Annotated in this window: 7 protein-coding genes; 3 read left to right on the forward strand and 4 right to left on the reverse strand. The window is 60.9% G+C overall.

What is annotated here, in order from left to right; translation table 11 throughout:
• The first annotated feature begins 77 nt into the window (after positions 1-77).
• Together AC1DMA_RS20025 and AC1DMA_RS20030 are read left to right on the forward strand one after the other, a co-directional pair.
• Positions 78-2,315, forward strand: coding sequence for an ATP-binding protein (locus AC1DMA_RS20025; protein WP_478145304.1), 2,238 nt, complete (start codon positions 78-80; stop codon positions 2,313-2,315).
• Positions 2,224-4,656 carry an ATP-binding protein gene (locus AC1DMA_RS20030; protein ID WP_478145305.1) on the forward strand — a complete coding sequence of 811 codons (2,433 nt, stop codon included), beginning with the start codon at positions 2,224-2,226 and terminating at the stop codon, positions 4,654-4,656. Before AC1DMA_RS20025 ends, AC1DMA_RS20030 begins: the two co-directional genes overlap by 92 nt.
• 767 nt (positions 4,657-5,423) lie before the next feature.
• Here the strand turns inward: AC1DMA_RS20030 and AC1DMA_RS20035 are convergent.
• The 4 genes from AC1DMA_RS20035 to AC1DMA_RS20050 form a co-directional block, all read right to left on the reverse strand.
• A complete protein-coding gene (locus AC1DMA_RS20035; RefSeq protein WP_478145306.1) occupies positions 5,424-5,633 on the reverse strand; it encodes a hypothetical protein in 210 nt (69 codons plus the stop codon).
• A gap of 625 nt (positions 5,634-6,258) precedes the next feature.
• Entirely contained in the window at positions 6,259-6,882 is a 624-nt protein-coding gene (locus tag AC1DMA_RS20040; RefSeq protein ID WP_478145307.1) for a hypothetical protein, read from the reverse strand.
• A 147-nt stretch (positions 6,883-7,029) separates the two neighbouring features.
• Entirely contained in the window at positions 7,030-7,689 is a 660-nt protein-coding gene (locus AC1DMA_RS20045) for an HAD domain-containing protein (RefSeq protein ID WP_478125420.1), read from the reverse strand.
• Between the two features lie 176 nt (positions 7,690-7,865).
• Entirely contained in the window at positions 7,866-8,699 is an 834-nt protein-coding gene (locus AC1DMA_RS20050; protein WP_478125421.1) for a DNA adenine methylase, read from the reverse strand.
• 2,974 nt (positions 8,700-11,673) lie between these two features.
• Here AC1DMA_RS20050 and AC1DMA_RS20055 point away from each other — a divergent pair.
• The gene (locus tag AC1DMA_RS20055; RefSeq protein ID WP_478125422.1) at positions 11,674-12,372 is read left to right on the forward strand and encodes a hypothetical protein; all 699 of its coding nucleotides are present in this window, start codon (positions 11,674-11,676) and stop codon (positions 12,370-12,372) included.
• The last annotated feature ends 11 nt before the right edge of the window (positions 12,373-12,383 follow it).

Raw genomic sequence — 12,383 nt, forward strand, 5'->3', positions numbered from 1 at the left:
CTTGCCCCAGGGGTCCGGTAACATTTAGCACTACTTCCGAAACAGCCACGCCCAGACCCTCAGCACCAAATTCAGCCATGGCACCCGAACCCCGCGTTCAGATTCCGCTCTCGACTCACAGCGTGTCTGAAAGGTCTGACGATGCACGATGGAGCCAAACGGTCATTGACCGCTATCGCCGGGTGCTCAATGGGGCGACGGAGACGGCCATCATCTCCATCGATGCCGACGGCATCGTCACCGGCTGGAGCGAAGGCGCGCACCAGATCCTCGGTTGGACCGAGGCGGAAATGCTGGGCCAGCCGCTCGCTCGAATATTCCCTATCGAGGAAGGCGGTGAGCAATTGCTTCGCTCGGAGATCGCTCTTGCTGTGGAACAAGGCGCCGGTGGCGCCGAGGGCTGGCGTCTGCGCAAAAACGGCGAGCGCTTCTGGGGGATAGGGGAGACCAAGCCCTTGAATCGAACGGACCCCAGTGGCGGCTTCGTCAAGGTCCTGAGAGATCGGACAGCGCACCGTCAAGTCGAATCGGCCCTGCGGGAGCGCACGCGGGCGCTCGAAATCCTCAACCAGGCTGGCGCGACCCTCGCCCGTGAAACGGACCTTGACGCCCTCGTTCAGACCGTCACCGACGCGGGCGTGGCACTGACCGGCGCCCAGTTCGGCGCGTTCTTCTATAACGTGGTGGATGCGGCCGGCGAGAGCTACATGCTTTACGGCATCTCCGGCGTTCCAAAGGAGGCGTTTTCAAAGTTTCCCATGCCACGGAACACCGAAGTTTTCGCACCGACGTTCGAAGGCAGCGGCATCGTACGCTCGGATGACATCACGCGCGATCCTCGGTATGGACACAATGAGCCTCACTGGGGAATGCCCAAGGGGCACCTTCCAGTGTGCAGCTACCTCGCGGTGCCAGTCATCTCACGCAACGGGTCAGTCATTGGCGGTCTCTTCTTCGGCCACTCCGAGTGCGGTGTGTTTACGGAAGATTCAGAGCGCAATCTGAGCGGCCTCGCCGGCGAGGCGGCCGTCGCAATCGACAACGTTAGGCTTTTCGAGGAAACGCAGCGAGAGATCGCCGAGCGCCGTCGAATCGAAGCTGCATTGCGAGAACTCAACCTGGACCTGGAGGAGCAGGTCAGGCGGCGTACCGAAGATCTCGTCCAGAGCACGGAGGCCCTGCGCCAGGCCCAAAAGATGGAAGCGGTAGGCCAGCTGACCGGCGGCATCGCACACGACTTCAACAACCTCCTTCAGGTGATCGTGGGCAACCTCGAGATTCTGTCGCGCAGCTTGCCCGAGGAAATGGCGCGCCTGCGCCGCGCTGCTGCCCAGGCTATGTCCGGGGCCCGGCGAGCAGGAGCGCTCACGCAGCGACTGCTAGCATTTGCGCGACGCCAGCCACTCGATCCCAAGCCTTTGAACGCGAATTTGGTCGTGCAGGGCATCTCGGAACTGTTGCGGCGTGCGATCGGAGAAACGGTCCAACTCGAAACAGTCGCAGCGGGTGGGCTCTGGACGACCGAGGTCGACCCGAACGAACTGGAAAGCACGCTGTTGAACCTGGCGGTTAACGCCCGGGATGCAATGCCCTCCGGGGGCAAGCTCACGATCGAGACGTCCAATGGCCATCTCGACGAAGCCTATGCTGCACGGCACGCTGAGGTTATACCCGGTCAGTACGTCGTCATCAGCGTCACTGACGCGGGCGTCGGCATGGACCCGCAAACGATGACCCGCGTGTTCGAGCCCTTCTTCACGACCAAGGCGGAAGGCAAGGGGACGGGCTTGGGACTGAGCCAGGTCTACGGCTTCGTGAAGCAGTCCGGCGGTCATGTGCAGCTCTATTCGGAAGTGGGGCATGGCACTACTGTCAGGCTGTATTTGCCGCGCAGCCATGGCGACACGGCGCAGGAAGAGTTGACCGAGCCTGCGTTGGCCCCCGAAGCATTGGGCGAGACGATTCTGGTGGTCGAGGACGATCCTGACGTGCGCCTGTATACAGTCAACGCATTGCGAGAGCTCGGCTACCAGGTGATCGAATCCCTGGACGGCCCAGCGGCCCTCGGGGTACTGCAGAAGCGCAGCGTTGACCTCGTGTTCACGGATGTCGTTCTCCCCGGAGGCATGACCGGTTCCGAGGTGGTGGCGCGCGCGCGAGCCTTGTGGCCGGGCATCAAGGCGCTTTTCACCACCGGTTATGCGCGCAATGCCATCGTTCACCATGGGCGCCTCGATCGGGGCGTTCAGCTCATCACGAAGCCGTTTTCGTTTGACGAATTGGCCGCGAAGGTACGTGACGTGCTCGACAAATAGCAATGATCGCCAGCAGCCACCCGGTTCGTCGCGCCCTTCGGTCCCCAAAAGGTACGTCATTTATGGCGAAGCATCCTGGCGGAGTAAAGCCGCGGTAGGTTCTGCCGTCTTCTGTCGAGTGGTCCATACTCCGGATCCAGCCCGGCCTTTACACATGTCCAATACCGCCGAGTCCCTCCCCAAAGACCACGAAGTCCGGTTCTATGACCGGGACGACTGGTTGATCGATGAGGTCTGCGAGCACCTCGACTCCGCTCTGCGCGCCGGGGGCATGGCCGTGGCTATTGGGACATCCGCGCACCGCGCCTGTTTTGCGCAGCGGCTGAGCGCCTTCGGCAAGGGAGCCTGCGACATCACCGGCGGATTTGCCGGTCGGCTCGTGATGCTCGATGCAGCAGAGACCCTGGAGCGCTTCATGGTCGATGGACGGCCGGACGCCGCGTTGTTCGAAGAGGCACTGGGGCCGGTGTTGCGCAATGGACGGTCAGGCAAGCCGCTGCACGCATTCGGTGAAATGGTGGCGCTGCTGTGCGAGCAAGGCAACTACGAAGGCGCGCTGCAGCTAGAGCAGATCTGGAACCAGGCGGCGCGGCGCTATGCCTTCGCGCTGTTCTGCGCATATCCTTGGCAGCTCTTTTCCTCGTCGGAGAAGGCTCGCGCCTTTCAACATGTCTGCGCGGCCCATTCGCGCGTGCTCAATACGCTCGACGAAGCGGCGGCTCCGCCCGGCTCCGCGGCGATGACCTTCCTCGAGCTGCAGCAGCAGACGCGCGCGCTGCGCGTCGAGCTAGGCAGGCGTCAGCGCGCCGAGGAGACGCTGCGCGAGCGAGAGCGCGAGCTCGCCGATTTCCTGAACAACGCGAGCGAAGGCATCCACAAGGTGGCCGGCGACGGCGCAATCCTCTATGCCAACCGGGCCGAGCTCGAGATGCTGGGCTACCGCTGGGAGGAGTACGTGGGCCACAACATCGCCGAGTTCTATGTCGACCCTGCCCGGATCGACCAAATTCTGCGCCGGCTCAGGGCCGGCGAGGTGCTGCGCGACGAACCGGGCGAGATGCGTTGCGGGGACGGCAGTACAAAGACGGTCCTGATCTGCTCGAACGGGTACTTCGAGGACGGCGAGCTGCGCTACACGCGCTGCTTCACCCGCGATGCCTCCGAGCGCATCGCGCGTGAGGCGGCTCAACTCGCCGCAGCTTCGGAGCGGGAGCAGCTGCTGGAAGAACTGCGAGAGGCAAGCCGTGCTAAGGACGAATTCCTTGCCATGCTTGGCCACGAGCTGCGCAATCCCCTCTCCCCGATCGTGATGGCCTTGCAGCTGATGCGCATGCGCGGCGACACGGGCACCGCGCGTGAGCAGGGCATCATCCAGCGGCAAGTCGAACATTTGGTGCGCCTCGTGGACGACCTTCTCGACATCTCGCGTATCACACGCGGCAATATCGAGCTCAAGCGCACGCCCAGCGATGTAAAGGCGCTGCTCGCTAAGGCGGTCGAACAGGCGAGCGAGCTGCTGGAGCAGCGCAATCACGAACTGCGCGTTGACGTGCAACCCGACCTGCGTTGCGTGTGCGATCCCGTTCGCATCGCGCAGGTGGTCGCCAACCTGCTGATAAACGCGGCTCGCTACACGGAACCCGGCGGCTGCATCGAACTCTCGTGCAAGGCGGTGGACGAGGCGCGCTTCGCGATCAGCGTTCGCGACAACGGCCGAGGCATTCCGCGCGAGATTCAGCCGCGCATCTTTGAGCTCTTCTACCAGGGCCCGCGCGGCATCGACCGTGCCGAGGGCGGACTGGGCATCGGCCTCGCGCTGGTGCACAGCCTGGTCGGTCTTCATGGCGGAAGCGTTGACGTGCAAAGCGAAGGGCTCGGTCGCGGCAGCGAATTCGTGGTGCATCTGCCGCTTGCTATTCCCGAGGCCGAGGCGTGCGCACCAACCATCCCAGACGACGCGCCGGCCGCGGTGGGTCGCGGCCAGCGCATCTTGCTGGTGGACGACAACGTCGACGCCGCCTCCACGACCGCTCAACTACTGCGCGCGCACGGGTACCAAGTCACCGTGTGCCACGACCCGGTGTCGGCACTGGAGGTCGTCGGCGCGGTGCTGCCCGAAGTCGCCCTGCTCGACATCGGACTGCCAGTCATGGATGGCTACGAGCTGGGCGCGCGCATTCGCGCGATCTGCGGCACCGACTGCCAACTTGTCGCACTCACCGGCTACGGGCAGGATGCGGACAAGGCGCGCGCCCGCGAGGTCGGCTTCGACCGGCATCTGGTGAAGCCTGTCGCGCCGCAGGACGTGTTGGAAACAGTCTCAGCGGCCTCGCGCAGGTAGGCGCAGAGAGCGCCTCGGAGTTGTCGTCGATGGCACTGGTGATTGCGCGGCTGCACCGGATCAACCCACCTTACGCGAATGCCTCCGGACGGCATCGACGAGCGGCTTCTGGGGTATTAAACAGCCGGTATGACCACGCAGCAGATGACTGCTTCGAAGCGAGCCCAGTGACCGCTTAGGGCCCGAACCACCATTCCGGCGCTGATGCAAGCAGCCATTCGATGTGACGCGGCCAGGTTGCTTCACCCGCTCCGGTCACTTTCGCCGTCCAGTCGCCCGCCGATCCGCGGACGAGCATCCCGAAGTCAAGTTCCAGACTAGACCAGTCAGTCGCAAAGAAAGGCGCGGACGTCAGGTATCGGCGATCTCCGTCGTTCGCCGGAAAAATTCGACCGACAGCAGCCAGTGTGGATCAGTCGTAGCGGGTGGACTCGCGACCGGTTGCTCATGGCCGGGACTGCCTGTTCACCAACCTCTCCAATAGAAGTCGTTGGCTATTCCGGGCGATAGCGCCGAAGGTCAATACCAACGACCACCAAAGGCACCCAGACAAGGGCAAGTGGATTAAAAGATACGGCAAGTTCCAGCGCGGGCTTCTATAGAAAAGTGACGCGAAGACTAGCGACCAGCAGCGGCTCACTTGGCGACGGCGTAGAACACGGGTGGGCTTCGCCGGAACCCAGGCCCAAGATCAAGAAATCGAATCGCGTTAACGGCTTACCGGCCACGCCGGAGGAGCAGGCACTTCACCTTGCGAGATAAGTGATTCATACGTCCGCCTTCAGTATGGGCGGGCGCGGAGAGAAGATGCCCTGACGGGTCTGTAGGTCGGGCCGATAGATAACGAAGCCTCCGCTGGCAGCTCTTACCTTGTATGACTTGGACGGCGTGGTTGCCGATTCGACCATGTTCCGGAGCACCCGCTGGGCGCGCGGGGACATCTCTCTACAAATGGCGCGCCCAACGATACTGGTCATCGAATTCTCCTTTGGCCATATTGTGCGCGCCACCTCGACACAGTCGACCCAGACCAAGGTCGACCCAGAGTAGACGATTTTCAGCCCAAACCGTTCCTAAGAGCCGTTGCGACGGTGCGAGCGCGCCTCTTCAAAGCGTCGATGCTTGGCAGTCATCTATCTAGGACGAGACAGAACAGTCTCGACCTCGTCAGTAGCATCAAATTCATCTTCGACCTGGATGCCTCTCGCTTGCTTCCATGCTCCCCAGACGTACAGGGCGTCAGTATTGACTCCGGAGTCTCCGGCCAACCGGTAGACGCGGCCTGAGCGAGTCAACACACGCCGACTGACCGGATCAAGCCTTGCAATCGCGGTGCTGACGCGGCCGCGGCAAGTCTCGCGCACAAACCCCCACAAGTGGCCCGTCCTGGGGCGGTCTAGTCCATCAGCGGGAACGATACAGACTCGCCAAGCATCGAGCGTTTTGGTCGGTAAAGCGTCGACTGGTCCAACTTCCCACTTGCTCATACCTCAAGTCCAATCAGCAAGAGCGCCCTCGCGACATTTCGGTTCGGCGAGGGCGCCGTACAGATTCGGCCATATCGCACCAGATGCTGGCAGCCAGTCTTAGGCCTCGGCGTTCTTACGTGCCGGCGGTAGCGGCGTCCAGCGGCGCATGGACCCAGAACTTCGGTCGGTAGGCGGATCCTTCTTCTTCCCAAGCCTTTTGAGCGGCCGGCGCCTCGACTACGGCACGCTGCAGTTCTTCTTCACTCCACCAACGGTAAGGCTCGAAGTTGTAGCCGGCCCCGATTCCTGACGCTTGGTCACGAGCGAGCAATAGGTCGGGATCCTCCGCGTGGAGACGCCGTACCCAGACGTCTTCTCCACACACGACAGCCACGACGAGAACGATTGCTCCACTTCGTTTGCGTAGAGATTCGTCCATCGGATACGTTGCAAGCTCCAAGGACTTGCCGCCCCCCTTGAGAACCAGGCAGGTGGTCGATGTCGTCAAATCGAAAGACGTCAGGTTCACGATATCCGCGTCGTCCTCGAGCAAGGCAGGCAAGGAGTCGTGAACTCGCTCGGGCAAACAAATCAGGACGACGGACGGCTCGCCAGCGCTCATCTTGGGCAGGTACTTGGCCTTTACGACGCCCGCCACAGCGCCGCCCAGGACCTCTGGCCGATCGGTGGTCTCCCGAAGACTTTGGACAATGGGAAGAAAGTCAGGCTGTCCTTCGGCCGCCTGCTGCAAGGTCATTTGCAGGGTGGGTTCGCATTTTCGAAACATTCGCATTCACTCCGGTGTTGGTATGCAGGTGGGTTGTCCGCAAAGGGACACGCGTTAACGTGTATGCCCGCGGTTTATTCGCTGCGGCGAGACATGCCCATGGAAGTGCGAAGTGGCCTAAGGTATGCCCGGCCCCGCGATCCGACGCAGTCCTTCCCGGACGGCGCCCAGCACGCTCGGGTGACTGATTCCTTCGAGAGGATCGGTGCGGACGTACTGGTCTCTGCACCACGCTGGCCAATTCATGTAGTCGTCATCCAGAGCGAGCCAGTCCCGAGGTTGGCGCCGAAGCACGTCCGCCCAAACCTGCAACCCGCGGGGCAGAGACTGGAAGTCGATCGAATCCATGGCGCTGTGAAATGTTGCGCCCACAACCCGCTCCCGCAATCCAATGGGAAGCCTGCGCGCGGTTCGCAAACAGCCATATCGCAAGACCCAGGAGGTACTCAGGATGATGCGAACGTCGGGATAAGGCATCAGCAGCGATTCAAGCAATCCGACATGCTGGAAAAGCCGGTAGCTCGCCGGCGTCTTCAGGTAGGGTCCTCGCTTTGGGCTCCACAGCACTTCTTCGTTGTGCAGTACACCGTCAAAGTCAAGGTACACAACCGGCCCGCACCTTTCCGTTGTGTCTTGGGCACTGGCTGTCGTGATCATCGACCCCATACTGTCTTCTGTCTTCAGTACGGGCGCTCCTGGGCCCAGCGGCGCCACCGCAAAGTGGCATCCGTACAGAGTCCCCCGAGACATGGTCTCAAACTTCTCAAGGCACGCCATTTCGCAGATGCGAGGTCTGGAGGCTTGCCACGCGCTATCGGCATGCACCCCAGCATAGATGCGCGCCGCTCAAAAAAACGCAGTGAAAGCACGCTACCTGATGCATGGCATGCGAGCAACCAGTGCCCCGAAGGAGAAACATCACTTGAAAGCCCGGGTGTGCCCGAACGGCGCGCTCAGCTTCGTTCGAGTACCGCGAGGAGCTCACCGCAGGTGCCCCGCCCGGCTTTCGTCGATGCGATGCTCCTGTTGACACGCAGTTCGTGAATTCTGAAGTCCTTGTAGAGAGCCCGGGTGACGGGGGTGTCGTGGTTCGAGATGAAGACGCGCGCACCTCGAGCCGCCGCGGCCCTGGCGCTGTCGACAAGGCGGAGGTGATCCGCGTCACCGAATCCGTCGCTCGTATACGCCGCAAACGAGGCACCGCGGGCTGACCGGTGATAGGGCGGGTCGCAGTAGACGATGTCCCCCGCCACAGCGAGGTCGATTGCAGCTTGAAAATCCCCCGCTTGGACCGCCGCGCGCTGCAAACGGTTGGCGGCCTGCAGCGCGGCATCCATCGGGAAAACAGGTAGCTGGGCTGGCTTGCCGTAGGGGACGTTGAATGCGCCGGCCCGGTTCACTCGGTACAACCCGTTGAATCCAAAACGGTTCAGATACGGCAGCAAGGTTGCGCGGAAATGCGGGTCCGACGAAGCGTTGAACGTTTCGCGCAAAGCCAGATAGCTACTCTGGTTGTGGTTGGTCTCGCAAAAGTACGCGGCAGCGTCCCGCACATAGTCGCAGGGGCTCCGCTTCAGCGCCGTCCAAACCGCGACGAGGTCGGCATTGGCGTCATTGAGGATGTACGCAGGGTAGTCGGACGCCAGAAAGACAGAGCCCGCACCGACGAACGGCTCGATGAGACGCGCGCCCGCCGGAAGAAGGGGAAGGAGAGACTTGAGCAATCGCTGCTTGCCGCCGGCCCACTTGAGGAACGGACGGGTGCTGGTGGTTGGATGCTTGTGCATCCGCCGTCTAGCGGATGTTGTTTATCCTTCCCGACGCGGCTGGGGAATTGCGAAGATGGGAGGCGAATGTGTGTCTCGCGAACAAACTGCACGCCATCAAGGGACGGGCGAACCGACTGAGGACGGGAAGCGGACGGGCGAGATATCGCGAATGGCGCAGCAAGCCCTTGTCAGTTTGTAATACCCGCATCTCGATGTGCCCACATTGGCAGGTCGCTTGCAGTCGCCGCGCTCACACTTGTCGGGATTCTTCAGGGCATGTTTCGCCGCTGTTGCGTCATGCGGAGGACGCTAGATTGCCGTTGCGCGGGTTTGGCCAATCTGGTCAAGACCACGTTCGCTGAGACGAACGATTCAGCGGACAAGGGGCTCGTAGCAGCGGCCGCGCAGACCTGGTCCGAGCCGGCTCATGCACCGACCTAGGCGTTCAGCGTCGCGGCCTCGATCACTAGTCGAAGGCGGTGGACGCTATCGCCGTCCTCCACATCTGGAGGTGCTTTTCTGAATGGGATCGGCACACGCCTCAGTGCCATCGGGACGCAGGCAATTTCGATGAACGAGCGCCAGCTCTGTCTTCTTTCGGAGCGTATGACCGTGGCGACCGCGTTGCCGACGGCACTCACTTTAAGTCGCGTAAGTCCAGCAAGGAAGCGGTGTCCTTGAGCTCAAGATCAGAAGGAAAGGCAATGCGAGTGAGCTTCTCTGCTTCGGCACGCGAACCTTAAACCCAGGTGCTGACGAGAGAACTCTGATTCAGGCGAGCGAGCAGGCGTTACGTTAACCGGTATGGGCAAACGGGGCGAACTTGCGATAGATTTAAAGATTCGCGGACTGGGCAGTGCAAGGCTGCGCTTTACTTGACTTTAAACCGCGACTCATGTGATGTCGCATCGCGTGCAGGCAGACGTCTCCTGGCATGCAGGGGTCATAGGAGTTCTTCTCGCATGTAGACGCTTTCGCGTCCCTATGCTGATGACATGCTCAAAAGTTCACGTCATCCCCCACCCGCCCGGCGCATTCGAAGGCTCCTCTCCGCACGGTTCAGTAGCGCGGCATGAGCGACGGGGCGGGAGTGGATGGACCTCGAACTGCTGGCCCGATTGCACCTTGACCTGGAAGAGGCGAACTCGGGTGAAGCTCCTCGATGAGGGGCCGTGCTCAGCACAGCGCGCACTGCTGGACGCTGCGTGCTAAGCGAACTTCGGCTCCGTCGCCAGAAACCCGTGGCCGCCTTAGGCGGCATCGCTAGACAGATCGCAGAGGCCCTCTCTGTATTTGTCAGGCCAACATGAATGAACCTTTTTCTTCTCGACCGCCCGCGCTGAGGGCGGCCGGTGAAAGCAGCGCGGGCGGGCGAAGGGGCCCGTATAGCGCTCAATTGCTTGTTGCAGCGTTGGAGTCCGAAGCGATTCGGCGGCGCCACACAGTTCGGGATTTGGCTGTCGCGATAGGAGTGCACCCCGCGCACTGGTATCGCTTGCGGGCAACGCCTAAACTCCTTGCCCGGTGTGAACGTCCGACACTCGAGAGCATTGCGGTGTACTTAAAGTGGCCACCCAGCCAGGTATTGCTCGCTAGCGGAGCGATCGGTTTAAGCGAGCTCGAAGCCCTCTTGGGAGGGGAGGATGCCGTGTCTGCGACGCTTGCGCAGCTCGAACGCAGTCCTCTTGGGGCAGCTCTGGCCAGACCTCTATCGAGCGCAAGCCGAGACCATCAATTGCTGGTCGCTGAACTTTACGCTGCCCTTCAAGCAGAGCGGCTTCGCTGCACCCGTCTGCAGGGATTGGCTGACCGGCCTGAGGCTTAAAGTGATTTATTGATGCGGCCAACTTCCAGTTGGCCGCATCGTCTTTGACGACCAAACTCGTTCCTGCGTCAATTGCTTTAAATCAGCGATGCGTCTTAAGACTAAATTCGCTCCATATCCTATGGTCCCTCGCGTGTGACGCACACCAGAGAGTGCATGTGCTAATCGACACGTTTAATCGACCTGGCGCAATCTTTCGTCCAGTGAGGTGCGCAAATGGATCGTTTTATTCGGATTGAAGTGAGTATTGGAAGCTCGGCTGTAAACCGATTTACAGGCGAAATAGTGTCATCGCGGCCGTCGCTTGTAGACACAGTCCGACTATTCGACTTGGCTACTGGTTCCTGCGTATCGGCGATCCAGAGCTATCCCCACTACGTCGAATCGCCCGTTGTACTTGTGCAGCGGCTATTAAATCAGAGGGGCCTGAGCGAACCGCTTAATTCGGAGTTGCCCGAAGAGGCAACGGTGGCGCTCACTTTAAGCCGGGATCCCCAAGCTGTATTCGCGACTACTTTGCTCCAAATTGAATACTCTGATCGACATCTTTTGTGCCGCATCGTGACGGATGAAAGCTTGGTCGAGAAGGCTAGCTCGCCAGGGCCTGTGATCAGACACACCGCTGCAAGTGCGGTTGTCTGGGCCGTGAACTCGACGATGGGGCGGCAGGCGTGCGCTGCGCTCCCGACCGCCTTGTGCTCGATACCGATCCGCGCGCGCGCAGGTCAAACGGCATTTGTCCGGATGGCAGATGTCCCCGAGTTCGCTCGCAGACGTTTCTGCAAGCGAACAGGCATTAGTTTGAGCGACGAACAGATTGACGCAACCGTTTGGAAGACGTACCTCCGGTCCGTGAGGCACGAGCGGCAATGCGAATTGACGTTAGCGCAGATGGGGCCTGCAATCTTCAAACATTCAGTTTCACTCTAGGCAGTTGAGGTATTTGCTTGAAAGAAAGAAGAACTCTAATCTTCTCCCAACTACCTAAATCACAGATGCTGAAATAGATAAAGCAAACGCCAGCTCCCTTTCGAGAACCGGCGCTGCCGACCGCCCTGACGGGGCCGTCTGAGGTTGTGGGACCCTCATGACAGTATCGTCAGTGCTGCCAATAGCGTCAAGGGGCGCTTGCGTCTGCTTTCCAGGAAATCAACCTGAGGAGCAACGATGCATGGACACATCCCTTTTGACGGCGCCCGCGAGGTCGTCTCTCGCTCGCCCACACGTACTGTGGGTCTCGTCAATGCGCCTTGGGCGCAGCCTCACCCGGTTGAACACGAAAGCGACAACGAACGAAATTACGTCATCTCTGCGCTCCTTTGCCCGTGGCTGCTCACGTTGGTGCATCAGCCATGCACGCTAACGGTCGGTTCACGCAAGTACACGCCCGATTTTGCTCAGAAATTCCTGGACCGAACTGGAGCCTTTATAGAAGTCAAGATGGGGAATCGCGTGAAGGAGAACCGCAGCCTCTTCAACGACGTCGCATTCCAACTTCGTGCAAAAGGCTACGAGTTTTACGTCGTCCATGACGGGCAGAGCAATGCAGAAGGAAGAGCAGAGCGGGCGGAGATTGCCCGCAAGTACGGGATGCATACGGTCCCTCCCGAGAAACGCAGCTCGGTAGAGGAACTGCTATCCATCGCGGGGCCTGAAGGGCTCGCATTCGGACTAGTGATGGAGAAGTGCGGTGTTTCCAGATGGGACGTGCTCCACCTCGTGTGCCGCCGTGTCATTTCGCTGGACAGGTACCTCCACATGAGCGATGACGACTCGGTTTTCCTGGCGCCGAAGCTGCCCCGTAATTGCTCGAAAAGCTTCGGAGAGTGGTTTGGCTGCTCGCCGTGGAACGATGGCGGAAATTAAGAGCAGGAGCG

Source organism: Variovorax sp. 05N34, from assembly GCF_056397405.1.